General features: G+C 75.3%; 22 protein-coding genes and 1 tRNA gene. 15 read left to right on the top strand and 8 right to left on the bottom strand.

Annotated elements, in window-relative coordinates; genetic code table 11:
- Positions 1–50 precede the first annotated feature (50 nt).
- The gene (locus ACI796_RS21825) at positions 51–1,049 is read left to right on the top strand and encodes a peptidylprolyl isomerase (RefSeq protein WP_456943313.1); all 999 of its coding nucleotides are present in this window, start codon (positions 51–53) and stop codon (positions 1,047–1,049) included.
- Between the two features lie 4 nt (positions 1,050–1,053).
- Positions 1,054–1,953: a MazG family protein gene (locus ACI796_RS21820; protein WP_456943312.1), complete on the top strand. Its 900-nt coding sequence runs from the start codon at positions 1,054–1,056 to the stop codon at positions 1,951–1,953.
- Here ACI796_RS21820 and ACI796_RS21815 read toward each other — a convergent pair.
- Positions 1,950–2,630, bottom strand: a complete 681-nt coding sequence (locus ACI796_RS21815; RefSeq protein ID WP_456943311.1) for a hypothetical protein — start codon at positions 2,628–2,630, stop codon at positions 1,950–1,952. The genes ACI796_RS21820 and ACI796_RS21815 overlap by 4 nt on opposite strands.
- A gap of 163 nt (positions 2,631–2,793) precedes the next feature.
- On the opposite strand from ACI796_RS21815, the gene eno reads away from it, so the two are divergent.
- Genes eno through ACI796_RS21795 form a run of 4 tightly spaced genes read left to right on the top strand, consistent with a single transcriptional unit; the run spans position 2,794 to position 6,140 of the window.
- Entirely contained in the window at positions 2,794–4,074 is a 1,281-nt protein-coding gene (gene eno / locus ACI796_RS21810; protein WP_456943310.1) for a phosphopyruvate hydratase, read from the top strand.
- Positions 4,075–4,078: 4 nt separating this feature from the next.
- Positions 4,079–4,618, top strand: a complete 540-nt coding sequence (locus tag ACI796_RS21805) for an FtsB family cell division protein (RefSeq protein WP_456943309.1) — start codon at positions 4,079–4,081, stop codon at positions 4,616–4,618.
- A gap of 44 nt (positions 4,619–4,662) precedes the next feature.
- Positions 4,663–5,193: a DUF501 domain-containing protein gene (locus ACI796_RS21800; RefSeq protein WP_456943308.1), complete on the top strand. Its 531-nt coding sequence runs from the start codon at positions 4,663–4,665 to the stop codon at positions 5,191–5,193.
- A complete protein-coding gene (locus tag ACI796_RS21795) occupies positions 5,190–6,140 on the top strand; it encodes a Ppx/GppA phosphatase family protein (protein ID WP_456943307.1) in 951 nt (316 codons plus the stop codon). The genes ACI796_RS21800 and ACI796_RS21795 overlap by 4 nt, the downstream gene beginning before the upstream one ends.
- A 3-nt stretch (positions 6,141–6,143) precedes the next feature.
- On the opposite strand, the gene ACI796_RS21790 is transcribed toward ACI796_RS21795, so the two are convergent.
- Complete coding sequence (locus ACI796_RS21790; protein ID WP_456943306.1) at positions 6,144–6,437, bottom strand: DUF4235 domain-containing protein; 294 nt, start codon at positions 6,435–6,437, stop codon at positions 6,144–6,146.
- Positions 6,438–6,500: 63 nt separating this feature from the next.
- Between ACI796_RS21790 and ACI796_RS21785 the strand changes: the two genes are divergently transcribed.
- The 5 genes from ACI796_RS21785 (at position 6,501) to ACI796_RS21765 (ending at position 11,677) form a co-directional block, all read left to right on the top strand.
- Positions 6,501–7,265: a uracil-DNA glycosylase gene (locus ACI796_RS21785; protein WP_456943305.1), complete on the top strand. Its 765-nt coding sequence runs from the start codon at positions 6,501–6,503 to the stop codon at positions 7,263–7,265.
- A 65-nt stretch (positions 7,266–7,330) separates the two neighbouring features.
- A tRNA-Leu gene (locus ACI796_RS21780) sits at positions 7,331–7,404 on the top strand.
- Between the two features lie 143 nt (positions 7,405–7,547).
- Positions 7,548–9,137 (top strand): M28 family peptidase, encoded by a 1,590-nt coding sequence (locus ACI796_RS21775; protein ID WP_456943304.1) that lies wholly within the window; start codon positions 7,548–7,550, stop codon positions 9,135–9,137.
- Between the two features lie 186 nt (positions 9,138–9,323).
- The gene (locus ACI796_RS21770) at positions 9,324–10,247 is read left to right on the top strand and encodes a Bax inhibitor-1/YccA family protein (RefSeq protein ID WP_456943303.1); all 924 of its coding nucleotides are present in this window, start codon (positions 9,324–9,326) and stop codon (positions 10,245–10,247) included.
- Between the two features lie 173 nt (positions 10,248–10,420).
- Positions 10,421–11,677, top strand: coding sequence for an epoxide hydrolase family protein (locus tag ACI796_RS21765; protein WP_456943302.1), 1,257 nt, complete (start codon positions 10,421–10,423; stop codon positions 11,675–11,677).
- A gap of 73 nt (positions 11,678–11,750) precedes the next feature.
- On the opposite strand, the gene ACI796_RS21760 is transcribed toward ACI796_RS21765, so the two are convergent.
- Positions 11,751–12,971, bottom strand: a complete 1,221-nt coding sequence (locus ACI796_RS21760) for an acetyl-CoA C-acetyltransferase (protein WP_456943301.1) — start codon at positions 12,969–12,971, stop codon at positions 11,751–11,753.
- Positions 12,972–13,106: 135 nt separating this feature from the next.
- Positions 13,107–14,147, bottom strand: a complete 1,041-nt coding sequence (locus ACI796_RS21755; RefSeq protein ID WP_456943300.1) for an SGNH/GDSL hydrolase family protein — start codon at positions 14,145–14,147, stop codon at positions 13,107–13,109.
- Positions 14,148–14,188: 41 nt separating this feature from the next.
- Between ACI796_RS21755 and ACI796_RS21750 the strand changes: the two genes are divergently transcribed.
- Positions 14,189–15,562 (top strand): DUF2252 domain-containing protein, encoded by a 1,374-nt coding sequence (locus ACI796_RS21750; RefSeq protein ID WP_456943299.1) that lies wholly within the window; start codon positions 14,189–14,191, stop codon positions 15,560–15,562.
- A gap of 45 nt (positions 15,563–15,607) precedes the next feature.
- Here the strand turns inward: ACI796_RS21750 and ACI796_RS21745 are convergent, their stop codons facing one another.
- Genes ACI796_RS21745 through ACI796_RS21730 form a run of 4 tightly spaced genes read right to left on the bottom strand, consistent with a single transcriptional unit; the run spans position 15,608 to position 20,106 of the window.
- Positions 15,608–16,057 (bottom strand): GNAT family N-acetyltransferase, encoded by a 450-nt coding sequence (locus tag ACI796_RS21745; protein WP_456943298.1) that lies wholly within the window; start codon positions 16,055–16,057, stop codon positions 15,608–15,610.
- The gene (locus tag ACI796_RS21740; RefSeq protein WP_456943297.1) at positions 16,054–16,593 is read right to left on the bottom strand and encodes a hypothetical protein; all 540 of its coding nucleotides are present in this window, start codon (positions 16,591–16,593) and stop codon (positions 16,054–16,056) included. Before ACI796_RS21740 ends, ACI796_RS21745 begins: the two co-directional genes overlap by 4 nt.
- Positions 16,594–16,651: 58 nt before the next feature.
- Entirely contained in the window at positions 16,652–18,640 is a 1,989-nt protein-coding gene (locus ACI796_RS21735; protein WP_456943296.1) for a VWA domain-containing protein, read from the bottom strand.
- 2 nt (positions 18,641–18,642) lie between these two features.
- Complete coding sequence (locus ACI796_RS21730; protein ID WP_456943295.1) at positions 18,643–20,106, bottom strand: sigma 54-interacting transcriptional regulator; 1,464 nt, start codon at positions 20,104–20,106, stop codon at positions 18,643–18,645.
- A gap of 86 nt (positions 20,107–20,192) precedes the next feature.
- Here ACI796_RS21730 and ilvA point away from each other — a divergent pair, with 86 nt between their 5' ends.
- The 3 genes from ilvA (at position 20,193) to ACI796_RS21715 (ending at position 23,365) form a co-directional block, all read left to right on the top strand.
- The gene (ilvA, locus tag ACI796_RS21725; protein WP_456943294.1) at positions 20,193–21,407 is read left to right on the top strand and encodes a threonine ammonia-lyase; all 1,215 of its coding nucleotides are present in this window, start codon (positions 20,193–20,195) and stop codon (positions 21,405–21,407) included.
- Positions 21,408–21,554: 147 nt separating this feature from the next.
- Positions 21,555–22,559, top strand: coding sequence for an ATP-binding cassette domain-containing protein (locus ACI796_RS21720; protein WP_456943293.1), 1,005 nt, complete (start codon positions 21,555–21,557; stop codon positions 22,557–22,559).
- Positions 22,556–23,365: an ABC transporter permease gene (locus tag ACI796_RS21715; RefSeq protein WP_456943292.1), complete on the top strand. Its 810-nt coding sequence runs from the start codon at positions 22,556–22,558 to the stop codon at positions 23,363–23,365. The genes ACI796_RS21720 and ACI796_RS21715 overlap by 4 nt, the downstream gene beginning before the upstream one ends.
- The last annotated feature ends 102 nt before the right edge of the window (positions 23,366–23,467 follow it).

Here is a 23,467-nt window from a genome sequence, read left to right as displayed (position 1 = left end):
TGAGCCGCCGCCTGCGACGGTCGTCACAGCCGGTGTGGGAGTCTCCGGGCGTGCGCACCCGCCGTCCCGCCGCCGTCGCCCTCGGGCTCGTGGCCGCCGCCGTCACGGTGACCGGCTGCCGGACCTCGCCCACCGTCGCCGCCTACGTCGGGGACGAGCAGGTGACCGTGGCCGAGCTGCAGGCCGCGGTCGACGAGCGGCTGGCCGACCCCGCGATCGCCGAGGCGGTCGGGGGCGGCGGCACCGACTACACCCGCCAGGTGCTCACCCAGCTCGTGCGCCAGGAGCTCTACGCCGAGGCGGCGCGGCGCAGCGACGTCGAGGTCACCGACGCCGACGTCAGCGGGTTCATCGAGACCGCGCTCGCCGGCCGCGACGAGGAGGAGCTGTACGCGCAGGCGGCGTCGCAGGGCTACTCGCGCGCGGACATCCGGGAGAGCGCCCGGCAGCAGCTGCTGCGCCGGGAGCTCGGCGTCGCCGCGGGGGAGGACCCCGGCACCGACGAGGCCGCGCTGCGCGCCCGGTACGAGGAGGTCCGCGGCAGCCTGGAGCAGGTGGAGCTCGGCTACTTCGCCGTCCCCGACCAGGCCACCGCCGACGCCGTCCTCGCCGAGCTGGCCGCCGCCCCCGCCTCCTACCCGGCGGTCGCGGCGCGGTACCCGGGCGAGATCACCCTGCCCGCGCTCCAGCCGACCGGCGTCGCCGACGTCCCCGCGCCGCTGGCCGAGGGCGTGGCCGCCGCCGCGCCGAACACCGGCTTCAGCACCACCGTCGGCGACGTGCCGGGCGTGGTGGTCGCCTTCGTCGGGCAGCGGACGACGCCGTCGTTCGAGGAGGTCCGCCCGCAGCTGGAGGACGAGGCCGCCCAGGGCGCCGAGGAGGCCGGCGCGGCGGTGGTCGACGAGGTCCGCGACGACGTCGGCGTCACCGTCAACCCGCGCTACGGCGAGTTCGGCGACCAGGACACCGTGCAGGAGGCCGAGGGCGGCGTCGTCGACCTGCTCGACGACGCCGGTGCCGCGACCCCGGCTCCCACCGGCGAGGGCTGACCCGGTGCCCCCGGCCGTCGTCGTCACGGTCAGCCCGCGGCTGCCGGGCCTGCTCGGCCCGGCCGGCTGGGCCGCGCTGGCCGGGCGCCGGATCGCCGCGCTGCCCGGCGCGGCGGCCACCGCCGACGCGCTGCGCGCCGCCGGGTGGCAGGTCGCCGACGCCACCGACGCCGCCGCCCTCGACGGCGACGTCGCCTGCCTCGCGGCCCCCGGGGAGGACGTGGCCGGGCGGCCGGTGCTCGACGGCGCCCCCGAGCCGCCCGGCGCCCACCTGCTCGACGTCGTCGCGGTGATGGACCGGCTGCGCTCGCCCGGCGGCTGCCCCTGGGACGCCGAGCAGACCCACTCCTCGCTGCGCGGCTACCTGCTCGAGGAGGCGCACGAGGCCTACGACGCCATCGTGGACGACGACGCGGCCGCGATGCGCGAGGAGCTCGGCGACGTGCTGCTGCAGGTCGTCTTCCACGCCCGCGTCGCCGCCGAGGCCGGCCCGGACCGGCGGTTCGACGTCGACGACGTGGCCCGCGACCTGGTCGAGAAGCTGGTCCGCCGGCACCCGCACGTGTTCGGCGACGCCGGCCCGCGCGACGTGGCCGGGGTCGAGGCGGGCTGGGAGGAGATCAAGAAGGCGGAGAAGCAGCGCCGCTCGCCCACCGAGGGCGTCTCGCGCTCGCAGCCGGCCACCGCGTGGGGGACGGCGCTGGTGCGGCGGGCCGCCCGGGCCGGGTTCCCGACGCCGGAGCCGGCCGAGCTGGGCTCCGCGTCGCCGGAGGAGCTGGGGGAGCGGCTGCTGGCCGTCGTCGCCGCGGCCGCGCAGCGCGGCTGGGACGCCGAGGACGCGCTGCGCGAGGCGGTCCGCCGCTACGCCGGCGAGCTCGACGCCGAGGCCCGCCGCCGCGGCTAGCCGACGAGGAGCCGCCCGGCCGGCGCGGTGGTGACCCGCGGCGCGGTGAGCATGGCCTTCAGCGCGCCGAGCACCCCGAGCCCGGCGACCGCGGCGGCGCACCAGACGCCCGGCCCGAGCGAGGCGGCGTCCCAGCCGGCGTCGACCAGCCGCCCGGCGACCGCGGCGGCCACGCCCAGCGCGACCAGCAGCGCGAGCACCCCGGACACCCGGTGGCCCCGCGCGGGGCGGAGCAGCAGCAGCCCGAGGACGACGAGCAGGGCACCGCCGGCCGCGACCGCCGCCGGCTGCCACAGGCCGGTGCGCCCGAGCTCGGCGACCCCGTCCCGGGCCGCGCCGACCGCACGCACCACCAGGTCCAGGCCGGTGGTCTCCCCGCCCCGCTCCCACGGCAGCCACGCGCTCGCCGCGGCGGCCACCCCGGCCAGCAGCAGGAGCACCCCGCCGGCGACGTCGGGGTGCCGCACGTAGACCAGCCCGCCGGGGTGGACCGCCACCCCGGCCACCTCCGTGCCGTCCGGGACCGGCTCCACGTCCCCGGCGTCGTCGTCCTCGGCGGGATCCGTCGCGAACCCGAGGATGGACGGGCCCGTCCCGGCGTCCGCGTCCCCGGGGGGTGGTGGGGGCGCGGCTCCGGCGCCGTACCCGGGGGGTCGCTGCTGCTGGCGCTCGGTCATCGGGTCCTCCGACGGCACAGGCGTGGGGAGACGCCCGCCACCTCCCAGGTTATCGCCGGACCGGTTCCGCCGCTCCCGCACCGTGACCGCTCCGTGACAGGAGCCGCGACCGCGTGTCGCGGTCGGACGGGCGAGCCCCGCTCGCCTCGCTAGGCTGCTCCCCGTGCCGAGCATCGATGCCGTAGGCGCGCGGGAGATCCTGGACTCGCGCGGGAACCCCACCGTGGAGGTCGAGGTCGCCCTCGACGACGGGACGATAGCCCGGGCCGCGGTCCCGAGCGGCGCCTCCACCGGCGCCTTCGAGGCGGTGGAACTGCGTGACGGCGGCGAGCGCTACGGCGGCAAGGGCGTCACCAAGGCCGTCGACGGCGTCCTCGACGTCATCGGCCCCGAGCTGGTCGGCTACGAGGCCACCGAGCAGCGGCTGGTCGACCAGCGCCTGCTCGACCTCGACGGCACGCCGGACAAGTCGCGGCTGGGCGCCAACGCCGTCCTCGGCGTCAGCCTCGCCGTCGCCCGCGCCGCCGCCGAGTCCACCGGCCTGCCGCTGTTCCGCTACGTCGGCGGCCCCTCGTCGCACCTGCTGCCGGTGCCGATGATGAACATCCTCAACGGCGGCGCCCACGCCGACAGCAACGTCGACGTGCAGGAGTTCATGGTCGCCCCGATCGGCGCGGCGACCTTCGCCGAGGCCCTCGCCGTCGGCACGGAGACCTACCACGCGCTGAAGTCGGTGCTGAAGGGCCGCGGCCTGTCCACCGGCCTCGGCGACGAGGGCGGCTTCGCCCCCGACCTGCCGAACAACCGCGCCGCGCTCGACCTGATCGCCGAGGCGGTGGAGAAGGCCGGCTACGCGCTCGGCACGGACGTCGCGCTCGCGCTCGACGTCGCCGCCACCGAGTTCCACACCGACGGCGGCTACGAGTTCGAGGGCCAGACCCGCCCGGCGGGGTTCCTCACCGACTACTACCGCGAGCTGGTCGACGCCTACCCGATCGTCTCGATCGAGGACCCGCTGTCGGAGGAGGACTGGGACGGCTGGATCGCGCTGACCGCCGCGCTCGGCGAGCGCGTGCAGCTGGTCGGCGACGACCTGTTCGTCACCAACCCGGCCCGCCTCGCCGACGGGATCGAGCGGAAGGCCGCGAACGCGCTGCTGGTGAAGGTCAACCAGATCGGCACGCTCACCGAGACCCTCGACGCCGTGAACCTGGCGCACCGCAACGGCTACCGCTGCATGATGAGCCACCGCTCGGGCGAGACCGAGGACACCACGATCGCCGACCTCGCCGTCGCCACCGACTGCGGGCAGATCAAGACCGGCGCCCCGGCGCGCAGCGAGCGGGTGGCCAAGTACAACCAGCTGCTGCGCATCGAGGAGGAGCTCGACGACGCCGCGCGCTACGCCGGCGCGGCGGCCTTCCCGCGCCTGCGGACCTCCTGACCCGGTGAGCGTCGGCTCGGGGCGGCGGCGGTCGACCGGCCGCCCGCTGTCGCACGCGGCGTCCCGGCCGGTCCCGGCCGGGACGCGGTCGGGCGCCGGCAGCCGTCCCGACGCCCGCCGTCCCGGCCGGCGCACGCCGCCGCGGACGCCCGCGCGTCCCGCGGCGGCCCGCCGGCCGCTGTTCACCGGCCGGACCGTGGTGTTCGTCGGGCTGCTCCTGCTGCTGTCGCTGACGCTGGCCGGGCCGGTGCGGCAGTGGCTGGACGGCCGCGCCGAGATCTCCCGGCTGGCCGCGGAGAGCACCGCCTACGACGAGCGCATCGCCGACCTGCAGGCCGAGCTCGAGCGCCAGGCCGACCCGGCCTGGACCGCCCGCGAGGCCCGCGAGCGGCTGGCCTACGTGCTGCCCGGCGACCGGCTGGTCGTCGTGGTCGACGGCGAGGCGGCCGAGGGCGACGCCGGCACGCTGCCCGACGCCGTCGACGCCGCGCCGCGGCCCTGGTACGAGGAGCTGCTCGGCTCGGTGGCCGACGCCGACGGCTGAGGGGTGCCGTCGGGCCCGCCGACGTGGTGCCGCAGACTCGTCCGGTGACCACCCCGACCACCCCGGGACGCCGGGTGCACGAGCCGATCACGCCGGAGGAGCGCGAGGTCGTCGCCCGGCAGCTGGGCCGGCCGCCGCGCGCGGTGCGGGCGGTCGCGCACCGCTGCCCGTGCGGCCAGCCCGACGTCGTCCAGACCTCGCCGCGGCTGGAGGACGGCACGCCGTTCCCCACGCTGTACTACCTGACCTGCCCGCGGGCGTCGGCGGCCGCCAGCCGGCTGGAGTCCACCGGGCGCATGCGCGAGTGGCAGGACGACCTCGGCACCGACGCCGACCTCGCCGCGGCCTACCGGGCGGCGCACGAGGCGTACCTGGCCGAGCGCGACGCCCTCGGCGAGCTGCCCACCCGCAACACCGCCGGCGGCATGCCCGACCGGGTCAAGTGCCTGCACGCCCTGGCCGGCCACGCGCTGGCCGCGGGGCCGGGTGTGAACCCGATCGGCGACCGCGCGGTGGCCGGGATGGGGGAGTGGTGGGCCGCCGGCCCCTGCGCCCAGCCGGAGGAGCGGCCGTGACCCGCGTGGCCGCGATCGACTGCGGCACCAACTCCATCCGCCTGCTGGTCGCCGACGTGCCGCCCGAGGGCGCGCACACCGACCTGCTGCGCCGCATGGAGGTCGTGCGGCTGGGCCAGGGCGTGGACGCCACCGGCCGGCTCGCCCCCGAGGCGATCGAGCGCACCCGCGTGGTGCTCGCCGAGTACGCCGCCCAGGCCCGCGACCTCGGCGCCACCGCGGTGCGGATGGTGGCCACCAGCGCCACCCGCGACGCCGCCAACCGGGCCGACTTCGAGGCGATGGTGCTGGCCACGCTCGGCCAGCCGCCGGACGTCGTCCCGGGCGACGAGGAGGCGCGGCTGTCCTTCCTCGGCGCCACCGCCTCCCTCGGGGCCGCGGCCGCCGCGCACGGCGGCCCGCCGCCGCGCCCGCCGCACCTGGTGGTCGACATCGGCGGCGGGTCGACGGAGTTCGTCCTCGGCGACGCCGCCGGGGTGCGCGCCGCGCGCTCGGTCGACATCGGCTGCGTGCGGCTCACCGAGCGGCACCTGCACGGCGACCCGCCGACGGCGGACGAGATCGGCGCCACCGAGGCGGACATCCGCGCGGCGCTGGCCGAGGTGGCCGCCGCGGTGCCGGTGGGGGAGGCGGTCACGCTGGTCGGCCTGGCCGGCTCGGTGACCACGGTGGCCGCGCTCGCGCTGCGGCTGCCCGCCTACGACGCCGAGGCCATCCACGGCTCGCGCATCCCCGTCTCGGCGGTCCGCTCGGTCACCGCCGGGCTGCTCACCGCCACCCGGGAGCGGCGGGCCGCGTACCCGGTCATGCACCCGGGCAGGGTCGACGTCATCGGCGCCGGCGCCCTGGTGCTGCGGGTGGTCATGGACGCGTTCGCGCTCGACGAGGTCGTCGTCAGCGAGCACGACATCCTCGACGGCATCGCCCTCGGGCTCGCCCGGGGGTGAACCTCAGCCGGCCTCGTTGACGCCGGGCGGGAGCTTGCCGGTCAGCTGCTGGTAGGCCGTGGCGGCGCCGCGGGCGGCCAGCAGCCGGCCGGCCGCGACCGCCAGCCCGGAGAACGCGGCCCAGGCCAGCGCATCGGGCCAGGAGACCCCGGGCGCGGCCGGGTTCTTCGGCGGGGTCGTGCCACGGGCCGCGTACCAGGCGGCGTCGGTGAGCTTGCGGACGGCGATCCCCGACACGGTGGCCGTCCCCGTGCCGAGGAGCTTCCAGGTCAGCGGCGCCTTCTGCTTGCGGGCCATGGGGTGATCATGCCTGGCGCCCCCGCGGCCCGCGCGTCCCCGGGCGGGTGGTCCACTGGGCGGGTGGCGGTCGACGCGCAGGGGTTCCCGGTCACGCGGACGCCGGCGGGGGTCGCCCGGTCGGCGCGCGCGGCCCGCGACCTCGCCGTCCTGGACGCCCGGATCTCGGGCTGCCGGGCCTGTCCGCGGCTGGTGACCTGGCGCGAGGAGGTGGCCCGCGTCAAGCGCGCCTCGTTCCGCGACCAGGACTACTGGGGCCGCCCGGTGCCGGGCCTGGGGCCCGCCGACGCGCGGATCGCCGTCGTCGGGCTGGCGCCGGCCGCGCACGGCGGCAACCGCACCGGGCGGGTCTTCACCGGCGACCGCAGCGGCGACTGGATCTTCGCCGCGCTGTGGCGGGCCGGCCTGGCCAGCCAGCCGACGTCGACCCACGTCGGGGACGGCCTGGAGCTCACGGGCGTGCGGGTGGCCGCCGCGGTCCGCTGCGCGCCCCCGGACAACGCGCCGACGCCGGCCGAGCGCGACACCTGCTCGCCGTGGCTGGCGCGCGAGCTGGCGTTGCTGCCGGACCTGCGGGTGGTGGTCGTCCTCGGCGGGTTCGGCTGGACGGCGCTGTGGCCGGTCCTCGCCGATGCCGGGTACGCCCTGCCCCGCCCGCGGCCGGCGTTCGGCCACGGCGTGGAGGTGACGCTGCAGGGGCCGCGGGGGCCGCTGACGCTGCTCGGCAGCTACCACGTCAGCCAGCAGAACACGTTCACCGGCCGGCTGACCGAGCCGATGCTGGACGCCGTCCTGTCCCGCGCCACCGAGCTCGCCGGGACCGGCTGAGCCGGAGCGCCGGCGGAGGGCGACCCTAGGCTGGGCGGCGCCGGGCAGCCGTCCGCTGCGTGCCCGCCCCCGTGGCCCAATCGGCAGAGGCAGGCCCCTTAAAAGGGTCGCAGTGTGGGTTCGAGTCCCACCGGGGGCACCGCGTCCGGAACCGCAGCTCTTCCGGCCCCATAGCGCATGTGGGCGAGGAAATCCAGGGCTTGACGTCACCCGTGACGGTTTTGACAGGGTTACCCCCCGTGAGCAACGGAGCTCACTCCGACGTTCGAGGGGAAGTCGTCCATGACCCAGGTCCGTCCGTCCCGCCGGTCCCGCCTCGCGGTGATCGGCAGCGCCGGCGCGCTCGCGCTGGCCGGGAGCGTCGTCGCTGCACTCCCCGCCGGCGCCGCCGGCGGGAACAGCTGCGACCACCGGAACAACAACACCGTCGCGAAGTTGACCGAGTGCGTGACGCTCGACGGCGTCATGGAGCACCTGGAGGCCTTCCAGGCCATCGCCGACGCCCACGGGGACACGCGCGCCTCGGGCACCCCCGGCTACACCGCCTCGGCCGACTACGTGGAGGACCGACTCACGGCGGCCGGCTGGACGGTCACCCGTCAGTCGTTCGACTTCACGCTGTACAGGCTGATCGGGACGCCGACCTTCACCGTCGGGGGTGCCGCCCAGGAGTACGGGACCGCCTTCTCCGACATGGAGTACTCCGGCGGCGGGACCGTGACCGGCACCGGCGTCGCCGTCACCGGTGGTGCGCTCGGCCCCGGCTGTGACGCGGGCGCCTTCGAGGGCGTCGACGTCGCCGGTCAGGTGGCGGTCATCCAGCGTGGTGGGTGCGCCTTCGGCGTGAAGGCCGCGAACGCGGAGGCGGCCGGCGCTGCCGCTGTCGTCATCTACAACAACACCGGCGGCGACACCCTCATCGGCGGCACCCTCGGGTCCCCCGTGGGCATCCCGGCGCTCGACGTCTCGCAGAACACCGGCCCGACCCTCGTCGGTCAGACGTTGAGCATCTCCATCCAGACCGAGAACACACCTCAGACCAGTGAGAACGTCATCGCGGAGCTGCCCGGCCGCACCTCGGACAACGTCGTCATGGCCGGCGCGCACCTCGACTCCGTCACCGAGGGGCCGGGCATCAACGACAACGGCTCGGGCAGCGCCGGTCTGATCGAGGTGGCGGAGAACCTGGCCAAGGTCAAGCCGACCAACACGATCCGGTTCGCCTGGTGGGGCGCCGAGGAGTCCGGCCTGGTCGGCTCGACCCACTACGTCTCCCAGCTCGACGAGGCGCAGGTGGAGGACCTCGCGCTCTACCTGAACTTCGACATGATCGGTTCGCCGAACTTCGCCCGCTTCATCTACGACGGCGACCAGTCGAGCTTCGAGGCGCCGGTGGCGGTGCCCGACGGCTCGGACCAGATCGAGTACGTCTTCGAGGACTTCTACGAGTCGCAGGGGCTGTACTACGAGGGCACCGAGTTCAGCGGCCGCAGCGACTACCAGGCGTTCATCGGCGCCGACATCCCGTCGGGCGGCCTGTTCACCGGGGCGGAGGTGCTCAAGGAGGAGTACCAGGTCCCGCTCTACGGCGGTGAGGCCGACGTCGCCTACGACCCGAACTACCACGCGGCCGGGGACGACATCACCAACGTCGACGAGAAGGCGCTCGACCAGAACTCCGACGCCGTCGCCTACGCCGTGCTCACCCTCGCCTACGACACCTCGCGGGTGAACGGGGTGGCCGGCCAGGCGGTGCCCGGTGGCACGTACGAGGGCGACCCGAACGCCCGCGAGTACCGCGTCGAGCGAGACGAGCAGGCCGGTGGCGGTGGCCTCCACGCCGGCCACGACCACGGCGGGGTCGAGGCCTGACCCCAGCTTCCCCAGCACGACCCGGGGGCGCGGCACCGCACGGTGCCGCGCCCCCGGCGCGTCTTCCCACCCGGTAGGGGGTACTGGCAGGGTCAGGAACGCCGAGGCCACCTGCGGCGTTGTATGCACCGAGTGGGGTGCGCAGCAGCAGCCCACCGACCGACCAGTCACCTCGAGGAGATGACGATGCCCAGCTCCAACCCCGTCTTCGGCCGGGGCTTCGCCAACGCCGCGTCCGGCGGTGGCCAGCCGTACGGCCAGGGCTACGGCGCTCCCGGCTCCGGCCAGCAGTACGGCCAGCAGGGCTACGCCGCTCCCGGTCAGCAGTACGGCCAGCCCTACGGTCAGCCGTACGGCGCGCCGCAGGGTTACGGCGCCCCGCAGGGCTACGGCGCCCCGCAGGGTTACGGCGCCCCGGCCCCCGCCGGCCCGTACGGCCCGCCGGCCACCCGTTACATGACGATGGACGACGTCGTCCAGAAGACGGGCCTGTCGTTCCTCGTCACCGTCCTCGCCGCGGCCGCCGTCTGGGCGCTGCCCGGCCAGGCCGCGTGGGGTGTGGCTCTGCCCGCGGTGCTCGTGGCCTTCGTCCTGGGCCTGGTGATCAGCTTCAAGCAGATCGCCAACCCGGCGGCGACCCTGGCCTACGGCGCGCTCTACGGTGTCGCGCTCGGCGCCATCAGCGAGGCCTTCAACACGATCTACCCCGGGATCGTGATCCAGGCGGTGATCGGCACCTTCGGTGTCTTCGCCGGCATGCTCGTCGTCTACAAGACCGGCGCCATCCGGGTCACCCCCAAGCTGACCCGCTGGATCGTCGGCGCGCTGTTCGGCGTCCTGGCCCTGGTCCTGGTCAACCTGCTCGTGTCGTTCTTCGTCCCGGGCGGCCTGGGCCTGCGTGACGGCGGCCCGCTGGCCATCGTCTTCAGCCTCGTCGTGATCGGTGTGGCGGCCTTCTCGCTGCTGCTCGACTTCGACATGGCCGACCAGGCGATCCGCCGCGGCGCCCCGGCCAAGTTCGCCTGGTACATCGCCTTCGGCCTGCTCGTCACGGTCGTCTGGCTGTACCTGGAGATCCTGCGGCTGCTGTCCTACTTCCAGGACAACTGACCCGCAGCACGTCCCGGTGGCCCGGTCCCCTCGGGGGGCCGGGCCACCGGCGTCTCCGGGGCCGGGCGCCGCATCGTCCGCCACGGACGATGCGGGACCGGGTGGCCCCGTCTGGGCTGGGGAGGAGGGCCCCACGACCGGGCTCTCTCCCAGCCCGGCGCCAGGAGGCCTCGATGTCCGCTCCCACCGACCCGACCACCGTCGCCGTCCCCGGGGCCGTGCCCCAGCCGCGCACCACCGCCGAGGGCGACCGCACCGCGATCCGCCCGTTCCGGATCGCCGTCCCGGAGGCGGAGCTGCTGGACCTGCGCCGGCGCGTCGCCGCGACCCGCTGGCCGACCGCGGAGCTGGTCGGGGACCGGTCGCAGGGCGTGCAGCTGGCGACGGTGCAGGCCCTCGTGCGCCACTGGCTCACCGACTTCGACTGGCGCGCGTGCGAGGCGCGGATCAACGCGCTCCCGCAGTTCACCACCGAGATCGACGGGGTGGAGGTCCACTTCCTGCACGTGCGCTCGCGGCACGAGGACGCGCTGCCGCTGGTCATGACGCACGGCTGGCCGGGCTCGGTCGTCGAGCTGCTCGAGACCGTCGGCCCGCTCACCGACCCGACGGCGCACGGCGGCCGCGCCGAGGACGCCTTCCACCTCGTGCTGCCGTCCCTACCCGGCTACGGCTTCTCCGCCGAGCCGCGGGAGCTCGGCTGGGACGTCGCCCGCGTCGGACGGGCCTGGGCGGAGCTGATGCGCCGCCTCGGGTACTCCCGCTACGTGGCCCAGGGCGGCGACGTGGGCGCCGGCGTGACCGACGCGATGGGCCGGCAGGCGCCCGAGGGGCTGCTCGGCATCCACCTCAACCTGCTCGTGACCGCACTGGGCAGTCCGTTGCCGGGCGACACCGAGCAGGAGAGGGCGGCTCTCGCCGCGATCGCCACCTTCCGGTCCAGCGGCTTCGCCTACTTCCTCGAGCAGGCCACCCGGCCGCAGACGATCGGCTACGGGCTGCTCGACTCACCCGTCGCCCTGGCGGCCTGGATGCTCGACCACGACACGGACTCCTACTACAAGATGGCCCGCGCCTTCACCGACGGGCGGCCCACCGGCAACCTCACCCGCGACCACGTGCTGGACAACGTCACGCTGTACTGGCTGACCGGCACCGGCGCCTCGGCGGCCCGGTCGTACTGGGAGAGCTACGGCCCCGACGCCCCGGCGGCCGCCGCCGGCCAGGCGCCCCCGGAGGTCTCGGTCCCGGTCGGCTTCACCACGTTCCCCGGTGAGATCTGGCGGACACCGCGCAGCTGGGCCGAGCGGAGCTACCCGACCCTCAGCTACTTCAACGAGGTCGACCGCGGCGGGCACTTCGCCGCCTGGGAGGAGCCCGAGCTGTTCACGGCCGAGGTCCGCGCCGCGTTCCGCCCGCTGCGCGGCTGATCCCCCAGCGGAGACGACGGCGGCCCGGCCCCCTCGCGGGGACCGGGCCGCCGTGACGTGCCGCGGGCTCGGGTCAGGAGAGGCGCTCCAGCACCATCGCCATGCCCATGCCGCCACCGACGCACATGGTCTCCAGGCCGAACGTCTTGTCCTTGGTCTGCAGGCCGTTGAGCAGCGTGCCGGTGATGCGGGCGCCGGTCATGCCGAAGGGGTGGCCGACGGCGATCGCGCCGCCGTGCACGTTCAGCTTGTCGATGTCGATGCCCAGGTCCCGGTAGCTCGGGATGACCTGCGCGGCGAAGGCCTCGTTGATCTCGACGAGGTCGATGTCGTCGATGGTCATGCCCGCCCGCTGCAGGGCGAGCTTCGAGGCGTCGACCGGGCCGTAGCCCATGATCTCCGGGGACAGGCCGGTGACCGCGGTGGAGACGATGCGGGCCAACGGGGTGAGGCCGAGGTCGCGGGCCTTGGTGTCGCTCATGACGACGACCGCGGCGGCGCCGTCGTTGAGCGGGCAGGCGTTGCCGGCGGTGACCCGGCCGTCGGGGCGGAAGACCGGCTTGAGGCCGGAGATGCCCTCCAGGGTGGTGCCGGGACGCGGGCCGTCGTCCTTGCTGACGACCGTGCCGTCGGGGGTGGTGACCGGGGTGATCTCCCGCTCCCAGAAGCCCTCGGCGATGGCCTTCTCGGCCAGGTTCTGGCTGCGGACGGCGAACTCGTCCATCTCCTGCCGGGAGACGTCCTTGAGCAGCGCCAGGTTCTCGGCGGTCTGCCCCATGGCGATGTAGACGTCGGGGATCTCGCCGTTCTCCCGCGGGTCGGTCCACGAGTCGGCGCCGCTCTCGGCGGTCTTGGCCACGCGCGCCTCGGCGTCGGTGAAGACCGGGTTGTGGGTGTCGGGCAGCGAGTCGCTGTTGCCCTTCACGAAGCGGGAGACCATCTCGACGCCGGCGGAGACGAACACGTCGCCCTCGCCGGCCTTGATCGCGTGCATGGCCATGCGGGTCGTCTGCAGCGACGACGAGCAGTAGCGGGTGATCGTGGTGCCCGGCAGGTGGTCCATGCCGAGGAGCACGCTGACGACGCGGCCCATGTTGTGGCCCTGCTCGCCGCCGGGCAGACCGCAGCCGAGGCTCAGGTCGTCGATGTCGGTCGGGTCCAGGGCGGGGACCTTGTCCAGCGCCGCGCGGACGATGGTGGCGGTCAGGTCGTCGGGACGCAGGTCCTTGAGCGACCCCTTGAACGCACGCCCGATGGGGGAGCGCGCGGTCGCGACGATGACGGCTTCGGGCATGGGGTCCTCCACGGTGAGGGGCTCCCGGCCGGGGGGTGCCGGGTGTCGGGTCACCCCGGAAACTACCCCCGGGTGCGCGGCCGGTCGCGGGTGCGCCGGGAACAGAGCGGCGCTGTGTTGCGGGTCACTCGGCGCTCAGCCGACGGTGGCCTCCGCGGCCTCCCCGAGCTCCTCGGGACTGGGCAGGTCAGTGGGCCGGCGGCGCAGCAGCCGCGCCCAGGTGCCCAGCGGGCCGGTGCTCGAGCCGCGGACCTCGGTGGCCCGGACCTCGGTGCCCGGTCGGCCGGCGGCCCGCGCCGCGGCCTGCGCCACCGGGCGCACCGAGGTGCGGCGCAGCCGCCCGCGCTCGGCCCGGGCCGGCCAGACGCCGATGGCGTCGGCGAGCGCGGGGAGGATGACCGCGGCGGCCTGCGCGTATCCGGCCGCGCTGGGGTGGAACTCGTCGACGCTGAACAGCGAGCGGTCCTGGGCGAAGCTCGGCCCGAGCACCGAGCCGAGCGACACCGTCCGCCCGCCGGCCTCCACGACGGCGATCGTCTGCGCCGCGGCCAGCTGCCGGCTCCACCGCCGGGCCAGCAGCCGCAGCGGCTGCCCGATCGGCCGGATCGTCCCGAGGTCGGGGCAGGTGCCGACGACGACCTGCGCGCCCGCCTCGCGCAGCCGCCGCACCGCGTCGGCCAGGTGGCGCACCGAGACCGACGGGCGGGTGCGGGTGGTGACGTCGTTGGCGCCGATCATGATCAGCGCGACGTCCGGCTTCTCGGCCAGCGCGGATTCCACCTGCGGGTCCAGCTCGCAGGACTCGGCGCCGGAGACCGCCACCCGGACCAGCCGCACGGGCCGCTCGGCGAGCTCGGTCAGCGCGGCGGCGAGCAGCACGCCCGGGGTCTCGGCGGCGCGGGTGACGCCCAGGCCGACGGCGCTGGAGTCGCCGAGCACGGTGAACACGATCGGCCTGCCGCGGCGCCGGCCGTAGACGCCGTTCCCGGAGGGCGGGTCCTGCTTCGACGTCCGTGCCTCGACCCTCCGGCGGGCCGCGAGGGCCTGGAGGCGCAGCAGCCCGAGCAGGCCGGCCCCGGCCAGGCCCAGCCCGCCGCCGCCGTAGGCGGCGCCGGCCGCCAGCCGTCGCGCCCTGCTCGCCCTCGTCACCGCCACCCCGATCGTCGCGCCGCGCAACCGTCTGTCCTGCAGGCTAGTCGGCCTCTACGGTGCCCCCCGTGCCCGAATCCCCCCGACGGGGGGCCCCCGAGGGAGCCCCCGGTGACCGCTCGCAGCTGATCGTCGACGTCCTGGTCGAGGCCTTCTCCGAGCTGATGGCGGCCGACGCCGACGCCTTCCGGACCAAGTTCCGCAAGATGGCCGCCGGCCCCTTCGCGTTCTACCGCGGCAGCGCCTGCCTCTTCTACGCCGACATGGACCGCCTCGAGGACCCCTGGTGCGACGAGCGGACCAGCCGGGTGTGGATCCAGGGCGACCTGCACGCGGAGAACTTCGGCACCTACATGGACGGCGCCGGGCGGATCGTGTTCGACGTCAACGACTTCGACGAGGCCTACGTCGGCTCGGTCACCTGGGACCTGCGCCGGTTCGCCGCCAGCTTCGCGCTGCTGGCGTGGAGCAAGGCGCTCGGCGACGACGTCATCGGCGAGCTGGTCGGCACCTACCTCGGCGCCTACCTGGACCAGGTCGAGGCGTTCCGCCGCTCCGACGACGACCGGTCGTTCGCGCTGACCACCGCGAACACCGAGGGCGCCGTCCGCGAGGCGATCCTCGAGACGACCACCCGCACCCGGGCCTCGCTGCTGGACCGGATGACCGTCGTCGAGGGGTACCGGCGGCGGTTCACCGACGGCGGCCGCACCCGCCGGCTCGACGACGCCGAGCGCGACCGGGTGCTCGCCGCACTGGACCGCTGGCGGGAGACCGTCGTCCCGCCGGTGCGCCGCCGCGACGTCGCCTACGACGTCAAGGACGTCATCGGCACCGGCGGCTTCGGCATCGGCAGCGCCGGCCTGCCCGCCTACAACGTGCTGCTCGAGGGCTACGACCAGGCGCTGGAGAACGACGTCGTCCTCTCGCTCAAGCAGGGCAACGTGGCCGCGCCCAGCCGGATCGTCCGCGACGAGCGGATCCGCTCCTACTTCGAGCACCACGGGCACCGCACCGCGGTCAGCCAGCGGGCGCTGCAGGCCAACGCCTCGCAGTTCCTCGGCCACACCGAGATCGACGGCGTCGGCTTCGTCGTCCAGGAGCTCTCGCCCTACGAGGTGGATCTGGACTGGGACGACCTCACCGAGCCCGAGGAGATCGCCCCGGTCGTGGCCCAGCTCGGCCGGGCGACGGCGAAGATGCACTGCGTCGGCGACGTCGACAGCGACCACACGCTGGTCGACTTCCAGACCGAGGAGGCGGTGTCGGCGATGGTCGGCGGCCGGCGCGAGGAGTTCGTCGCCGACCTGGTCGACTTCGCGCACTCCTACGCGCGGCGGACGCAGGAGGACCACCGGCTGTTCGTCGACGCCTTCCGCGCCGGGCGCATCCCCGGGATCAGCTCGAGCGGCGCCCACCCGCTCCGGCTCCACGAGGCATAGGGAGCGTTCCCCGTGTCCTGGTCGCCAGGACGCGGGGAGAGCTCCCTATGCCTCGTGCGGGCCGAGCGCGGTGAGCATGCCGACGTGCGGGCCGATGCCCGCGACGTCGAACGGCTCGGTCACCACGCGGAAGCCCATCCGCTCGTAGAAGCCGGCCGCGGGGACGCGGGCGTTGCACCACAGCAGGTCCGCGTCCCGCGCGGCGAGCAGCTCCCGGCTCGCCGCGACCAGGGCGCGGCCGGCCCCGGCGCCCCGCACGGCGGGGTCGGTGGCCATGCCGCGCAGCTGCCACGGCGCCCGGGCCGGCCGCCACGGGCAGGGCGCGGGGGACAGCCGGACGACGCCGACCACCCGCCCGTCGGCGGTCCGGGCGGCCAGGTGCACGGTCGCGGGGTCGTCGTCGCCGGGCATCGCGGCCGGCCCGCCGCCGCGCAGGACGGCGCTGCGCAGCGGCAGGACGACGTCGACGCCGACCTCCTCGACCGTGACGGTCAACTCGTGGGCGCGGCCGGGGTGCCGCAGTTCTGCTGGTAGTAGGTGCCGACGCGCGACAGCGCCGGCCCGGCCGCCGAGCCCTCCACGGCGGCGACGGCGGCGTCCACCTGCGCCCCGGCGTCGGGGCTGTCCGGGTCGATCGCGCCCACCTGGTCGCGCAGCTGCGCCACCCCGTCGCGGACCGCCTGCCAGTCGGCGGCGACCTCCGCGGGGGCGGTCACCCCGTCGAAGGCGGTGACGGCCTGGTCGAGCAGAGGGGGCAGGGCCGCGACGCCCTGGCTCTCGGCCGCCTCGAGGGCGGAGCTCAGCCGGGTGACCACCGGCGTGGCATCGGCGCAGAAGGCCGCCGCGTCGGGCGGCGCGGACGACGACGGCGCGGACGACGACGACACGGACGACGAGGCGGACGACGTGGTGGTGGCCGCGCCCGAGGAGGACGACGACGCCGACGAGCCGCCGTCGTCCCCGCCTCCGCAGCCGGCGATCAGCAGGCAGCCGGCGGCGGTGAGCAGGCCGGCGCGGAGCAGTCGCGTCACGGCCCCACGCTAACCGGCGGGTACCGGCCACCCGTCCCGGTGGCCGGTACCGGCCGGCTCAGCGGGCCCGGCGTCCCCGGCGGGTGCGCAGGTAGTCCGCGACGACGTACTCGCCGAGCCGCTCGCTGTCGGGCGTGAAGACCCGGCCGCCGGCGCGCGCGGTGATGTCGTGGACGAAGTGCACCAGGCTGGGCTCGGGGTCGAGCGCGAACACGTTGAGCGTCGCGCCGGACCGGGCGACCCGCTCCACCTCGGCGACGGTCCGCGCGATCGTCTCGGGCATCGGCGGCCAGCAGAAGTACGGCGTGCCGTCCTCCTCCAGGTGCGCCGTCGGCTCGCCGTCGGTGACCACCAGGACCACCGGCTCGGCGTCCCGGTGCCGGGCCAGGAACCGGCGGGCGAGGATCAGCCCGTGCTGCAGGTTGGTGCCCTGCAGGGTGTCCACGCTCAGCTCGGCCAGCGTCTCCGGCTTGAGCACCTGCGCGGTCGACGAGAACCCGATGATCTGGATCGCGTCCTGCGGGAAGCGCGTGGTCACCAGCGAGTGCAGCGCCATCGCCGTCGACTTGGCCGCGCCCCACGTGCCGCGCAGCGCCATCGAGTAGGACAGGTCGACCAGCAGCGCGACCGCGGCGCCGGTGCGCCGCTCGGTCTCCACGACCTCGAAGTCCTCGACGGCGATGCGGACCCGCCGGTCGCCGTCCCCGTGCGGGTCGCCGGCGGTGCGCAGCACCGCGTTCCGGACCGTGCGGACGACGTCGAGCGGCTGCTCGTCGCCGAACTGCCACTCCCGCGAGCTGCCGGTGAGCTCCCCGGCGGCGCCGGCGTCGGCGACGTCGTGCTCGCCGCGGCCGGTGGCGTCGAGCTTCGCGAACACCCGCCGCAGCGCGGTCGCGCCCAGCCGGCGCACCGCCTTCGGCGAGAGCTCCAGCTTGCCGTCGGAGCGGTTGAGGTAGCCCTGCCGCTCCAGCTCGCGCTCCATCTGCCGCAGCGCCGCGAGGTCGTCGACGGCCTCCCGGCCCAGCGCCTGCTCGAGCAGCTCCTCGTCGACGTCGGCCAGCGAGGCGCCGGCGTAGCCCTGCGAGAGCTGGTTGGACAGCGCCTCGAGGTCGGCCAGCTCCGCGACGGCGCTGGTGGCGTCGCCGAGGCCGAGGCCCTGCTCGCCGTCGGGCACCTGGCCGCGCTGCCCCCACGGCAGGTCGGGGCGGGCCTGGCGCAGCGCGTCCTGCAGGTGGGCCATCTCGCTGGCCAGCCCCAGGTCGGACATGGTCTGCGCCATCAGGTCGGCCAGCTCCGCCCGCTGCTCGGGGGACAGGCCGGCCATCATCCGCTCCTGCGCGGCGGCCCGGCGGGCGAGGGAGTCGATCAGCTCGTCCACCGACTGCGGGTCGTCCGGGAAGAACTGCCCGTGCTTGTCCATGAACTCGCGGAAGCGCTCCTCGGTGTCCTCACCGCGGTTGTGCGCGTCCACCAGCTGCGACAGGTCGGCGACCATGTCCTTGACCGCCTGCACGTCCTGCTCGGTGGCGTTCTGCAGCGCCTGCTTCATGTTGGCGAAGGAGCTGTCGAGCACCTCCCGCCGCAGCAGGTCCTGGATCTGGTCGTAGGTCTGCCGGGCCTCGGCCGAGGCCCAGTCGTACTCCTTGAGCGCCCGGACCGCGCCCGCGGTGTCCTGGGGCAGCGCGTCGAGCTCGGCCTCCTTGAGCCGGGCCAGGTCGTCGGGGTCGGGGAACAGCTCCCGGCGCTCGGCCGCGAGTGCCCGGTCGAGCAGCTCCCGGACCTCCTGCAGCGTGCCGTCCATCCGGCCGGCGGTGCGGGCCTGGCGCAGCCGGTCCCGCACGGAGCGGCGCAGCTCGTCGAGGCCGCGCCGGCCGTCCATCCCGCGGCGCAGCAGCTCCCGCAGCGCCTCGCGGACGCCGCTGCCGCCGAGCACCGAGTCGCCGATCTCGTCGACGGCGCTGCCCAGGTCGTAGGGCGGGGCCAGCGGGTCGGGCCCGCCCCGCCAGCGGCCGTACCGGTACCCCTTGCCGGGGCGTGGGCGGACCACCGTCAGGCCCCGTACACCGTGCGGGTGCCGTCGGTGTCCTTGGCCAGCCGGCGGGTGAGGTACAGCCCCTCGAGGGCGAACTCGACCGCCGCGGCCGCCTGCTCGGCGGACTCCTCGCCCTCCGGCACCCCGAGGCGGCCCAGCAGCTCGGCCAGCCGCGGGATGGTGCCCAGCTGGCCCAGCAGCGCCGCGCCCGGCACCAGCTCGCCGGACTCGACGGTCTCCCCGCCGGTGAAGTGCTCCTGCAGGCCGGTCAGGTCCAGCCCGCCGCAGCGGGCGCGGAAGGTCTGCGCGGTCGCCTGCCGCAGCAGGTGCTCCAGCACCTCCAGCTCCCGGTCGTCGTCGGGGTCGCTGCCGGCGTCGGCGAACTCGACCTTGCCGCGGCTGGCCGGGACGACGCCCGGCAGGTCGACCACCCGGGCCACCGGCCGCGTCTCCCCGGCGATCGCGGCCCGGCGGACGGCGGAGGCGGCGACGGTCTCCAGCCCGGCGATGGCGAACCGGGCGCTGACGCCGGAGCGCTGGTCGACGTGGCTGGACTCGCGGACCAGCCGGGTGAACCGGGCGATGATCTCGACCAGGTGCTGGGGGACGACGGGCGCGTCGAACGCGTCGTGCCCGCTCGGGGCGCCGAGGCCGCTGGTCCGCGCCTCCTGCTCCAGCAGCCGGATCTCGTCGGCGAGCTCGATCGGGTAGTGGGTGCGCACCTCCGCGCCGAAGCGGTCCTTGAGCGGGGTGATGATCCGCCCGCGGTTGGTGTAGTCCTCCGGGTTGGCGCTGGCCACGAGCAGCAGGTCCAGCGGCAGCCGCACCCGGTAGCCGCGGATCTGGATGTCGCGCTCCTCGAGCACGTTGAGCAGCGCGACCTGGATCCGCTCGGCGAGGTCGGGCAGCTCGTTGACGCTGAAGATGCCGCGGTTGGTGCGCGGGACCAGGCCGTAGTGGACCGTCTCCGGGTCGCCCAGGGTGCGACCCTCGGCCACCTTGATCGGGTCGACGTCGCCGATGAGGTCGCCCACGCTGGTGTCGGGGGTGGCCAGCTTCTCGCCGAAGCGCTCGCTGCGGTGCAGCCAGCCGACCGGTGTGTCGTCGCCGTGCTCGGCGATCTGGCGGTGCGCCCACACGCTGATCGGGTGCAGCGGGTGCTCGTTGAGCTCGCTGCCGACGAGGACCGGGGTCCACTCGTCGAGCAGGCCGACGAGGGTGCGGATGAGGCGGGTCTTGCCCTGGCCGCGCTCGCCCAGCAGGACGAGGTCGTGGCCGGCGATGAGGGCCCGCTCGACCTCGGGGACGACGGTGTCCTCGAAGCCGACGATGCCCGGGAGGGTGGGCTCGCCGGCGCCCAGGCGGGCGAGCAGGTTGGCGCGGATCTCGGCCTTGACCGGCCGGGCGACGGCTCCGCTGGCACGGAGCTCGCCGAGGGTCGTGGGTGCGGGTGGGGTCTGCGCTGGGGCGACGTCCGTCACCTCAGCCACGGTACGACGACCAGGGACGATGCGGGAGCGGCTGCGTCGGGCCGGACGTGATCGTCCTCCCTGCGAGGATCAGGGGCATGGGAGCGGAGCTGGTCACCGGGGCCGACGTCGTCGCCGCCGCCGGGCTGCTGGACGGGGTCGCCCGGCGCACGCCGCTGGAGCACTCGCGGGCGCTGGCCGAGCGGGTCGGCGGCCCGGTGCACCTCAAGTGCGAGAACCTGCAGCACACCGGCTCGTTCAAGTTCCGCGGCGCCTACGTGCGGCTGTCCCGGCTGACCGCGGAGGAGCGGGCCCGCGGGGTCGTCGCCGCCAGCGCCGGCAACCACGCGCAGGGGGTGGCGCTGGCCGCCCGGATGCTCGGCGTCCGGGCCACGGTGTTCATGCCCGAGTCCGCGCCGCTGCCGAAGGTGGCGGCCACCCGCGGCTACGGCGCCGACGCGCGGCTGGTCGGGGCCGACCTCACCGCGGCGCTGGCGGCCGCCGTCGAGCACGCCGAGGCGACCGGGGCGGTGTTCATCCACCCGTTCGACCACCCCGACGTGATCGCGGGGCAGGGGACGGTCGGGCTGGAGCTGATCGAGCAGTGCCCCGACGTCGCCACCGTCGTCGTCTGCACCGGGGGCGGCGGGCTGGTGTCCGGGATCGCCGCCGCGGTCCGGGAGCGGCGGCCGGAGGCGCAGGTCGTGGCGGTGCAGGCGGCCGGCGCCGCCGCGTTCCCGGGGTCGCTGGCCGCCGGGCGGCCGGTGGCGCTGACCGGGGTCTCCACGATGGCCGACGGCATCGCCGTGGGCGCACCCAGCGACCTCACGCTCGCGCACGTCCGCGACCTGGTCGACGACGTGCGCACGGTGGGGGAGGAGGACCTCTCCCGCGCGCTGCTGTTCTGCCTGGAGCGGGCCAAGCTCGTCGTCGAGCCGGCGGGGGTGGCCGCGGTCGCGGCGGTGATGGCCGAGCCGGAGGCGTTCCGGCCGCCGGTCGTCGCCGTCGTGTCCGGCGGCAACGTCGACCCGGTGCTGATGATGAAGGTGGTCCAGCACGGCATGGCCGCCGCGGGCCGGTACCTGCGGCTGCGGCTGGCCGTCCCCGACCGGCCGGGGTCGCTGGCCGGGGTGCTCGCCGTCCTCGCCGAGGCCGGCGCCAACGTGCTCGAGGTCGAGCACGAGCGGACGGCGACCCGCCTGGACCTCGGGCAGGTCGAGGTGTTCGTCGTCCTCGAGACGCGCGGCCCGGACCACGCGCGCACCGTCGTCACCGCGCTCGAGCAGGCCGGTTTCGCCGTCGCGGAGGCCTAGCGCTCACTTCTCCCGGGTCCGGCGGTCTCCCCTCCGGGACCGCCGGACGAGGAGAGGTGTCGTGGGAGAGAACAGCAGGCGTCGGGTCGTTCGCGGACCGCGAAAAGGACTCGGGAAGTGTCGGTGCTCACACCTAGTTTCCCTGTCATGAACGACGCGATCCTCGTCGAGGGACTGCAGAAGCGCTTCGGGTCGAACACGGCGCTGGCGGGGGTGGACCTCGCCGTTCCCGAGGGCACGGTGCTCGGCCTGCTCGGGCCCAACGGCGCGGGCAAGACGACCGTCGTCCGCATCCTGACCACGCTGCTGCAGCCCGACGGCGGGCGCGCGGAGGTGGCCGGGGTCGACGTCGTCCGCGAGCCGGACCGGGTGCGCTCGCTCATCGGGCTGACCGGGCAGTACGCCGCGGTCGACGAGTACCTGACCGGGTTCGAGAACCTGGAGATGGTCGGCCGGCTGTACCGGCTGGGGAAGCGGGAGTCGCGGGCCCGCGCGGGAGAGCTGCTCGAGCGGTTCGACCTCACCGACGCCGCGAACCGGCCGGCGAAGACCTACTCCGGCGGCATGCGCCGGCGGCTGGACATCGCCGCCTCGCTCATCGCCCGGCCGCGGGTGCTCTTCCTGGACGAGCCCACCACCGGCCTCGACCCGCGCAGCCGGCTGGCGATGTGGGAGTTCATCGCCGACCTCGCCGACGGCGGGACGACGATCCTGCTCACCACCCAGTACCTGGAGGAGGCCGACCGGCTGGCCGACGGGATGGTGGTCATCGACCGCGGCCGGGCGATCGCGCGCGGCACGGCCGACGAGCTCAAGGCGCAGGTCGGCGGGCAGCGGCTGGAGTTCGCGGTCACCGACGCGGGCGCCCTGCCGGAGATGGTGGCGCGGCTGCGGCCGCTGGCGGTGGACGAGCCGCACGTCGACGAGCAGGCGCGCCGGCTGAGCATCCCCGTCAGCGGTGGCGCGGAGGTCCTGGCCGACGCGCTGCGCCGGCTCGACGGCCACACCGCCGACATCTTCGACGTCGGGCTGCGCCGCCCCGACCTCGACGACGTGTTCCTGGCGCTGACCGGTCACGCCGCCGAGGGCGAGGACGCCGGCACCACCGACCAGACCCCGGCCGAGCCGGTCCCCGCGGGAGGCGTGCGATGACCTCGCTGTCCGCGACGCTGTCCGACAGCGTCGTCATCACCAAGCGCAACCTGATCAAGGTCAAGCGGGTGCCCGACCTGATCGTGTTCGCGACGCTGTCGCCGATCATGTTCGTGGTGCTGTTCCGCTACGTGTTCGGCGGCGCGATCGGCGGGCTGCCGCCGGGCATCAGCTACGCGGAGTTCCTGCTGCCGGGGATCTTCGCGCAGACCGTCGTCTTCGGCTCCACCGTCACCGGCGCGAGCATCGCCGAGGACCTGCAGAAGGGGCTGATCGACCGGTTCCGGTCGCTGCCGATGTCGCGGTCGGCGGTGCTGGTCGGGCGCACCATCGCCGACTCCGGGCTCAACGTCATCTCGATCACGGTGATGGCGCTGACCGGCCTGGTGGTCGGCTGGCGGATCAACTCCTCGTTCGGCGAGGCGGTGGGCGGGTTCCTCGTGCTGCTGGTGTTCGCCTACGCGATCTCGTGGCTGATGGCGGTGGTCGGGCTGCTGGTCCGCACGCCGGAGGTGGTGAACAACGCCAGCTTCATCGTGATCTTCCCGCTGACGTTCATCGCCAACACGTTCGTGCCGCTGGAGACCTTCCCGGCGGTGCTGCGCACCTTCGCCGAGTGGAACCCCGTCTCGTCGGTGACGCTGGCCGCGCGGGAGCTGTTCGGCAACGTGCCCGCCGGCTACCCGGTGCCCGACGCGTGGCCGCTGCAGAACCCGGTGCTCTACACGCTGATCTGGACGGCGGTCATCCTCGCGGTGTTCGTGCCGCTGTCGGTCCGCCTCTACCAGCGCACCGCGTCCCGGTAGAGCGACCGTCGTACCCCGGTGGGGGGGGGGCGGCGGCGGGGGGGGGGGCCGGGGGGGGGGGGGGCGGCGGGGGGGGGGCGGCGGGGGGGGGGGTTTGGGGGG

This window comes from Geodermatophilus sp. SYSU D00525, from assembly GCF_054050475.1.
Note: the sequence above shows the minus strand (reverse complement) of the source record. Positions and strands in the feature narration are given on the sequence as shown.

What these genes read in the sequence shown, in the direction of transcription:
- ACI796_RS21715 (WP_456943292.1), top strand. Translation starts at nt 22,556, where the DNA reads ATGACCTCGCTGTCCGCGACGCTGTCCGACAGCGTCGTCATCACCAAG.
- ACI796_RS21770 (WP_456943303.1), top strand. Translation starts at nt 9,324, where the DNA reads ATGCCCAGCTCCAACCCCGTCTTCGGCCGGGGCTTCGCCAACGCCGCG.
- ACI796_RS21720 (WP_456943293.1), top strand. Translation starts at nt 21,555, where the DNA reads ATGAACGACGCGATCCTCGTCGAGGGACTGCAGAAGCGCTTCGGGTCG.
- ACI796_RS21775 (WP_456943304.1), top strand. Translation starts at nt 7,548, where the DNA reads ATGACCCAGGTCCGTCCGTCCCGCCGGTCCCGCCTCGCGGTGATCGGC.
- ilvA (WP_456943294.1), top strand. Translation starts at nt 20,193, where the DNA reads ATGGGAGCGGAGCTGGTCACCGGGGCCGACGTCGTCGCCGCCGCCGGG.
- ACI796_RS21790 (WP_456943306.1), bottom strand. Translation starts at nt 6,437, where the DNA reads ATGGCCCGCAAGCAGAAGGCGCCGCTGACCTGGAAGCTCCTCGGCACG.
- ACI796_RS21760 (WP_456943301.1), bottom strand. Translation starts at nt 12,971, where the DNA reads ATGCCCGAAGCCGTCATCGTCGCGACCGCGCGCTCCCCCATCGGGCGT.
- ACI796_RS21815 (WP_456943311.1), bottom strand. Translation starts at nt 2,630, where the DNA reads ATGACCGAGCGCCAGCAGCAGCGACCCCCCGGGTACGGCGCCGGAGCC.
- ACI796_RS21765 (WP_456943302.1), top strand. Translation starts at nt 10,421, where the DNA reads ATGTCCGCTCCCACCGACCCGACCACCGTCGCCGTCCCCGGGGCCGTG.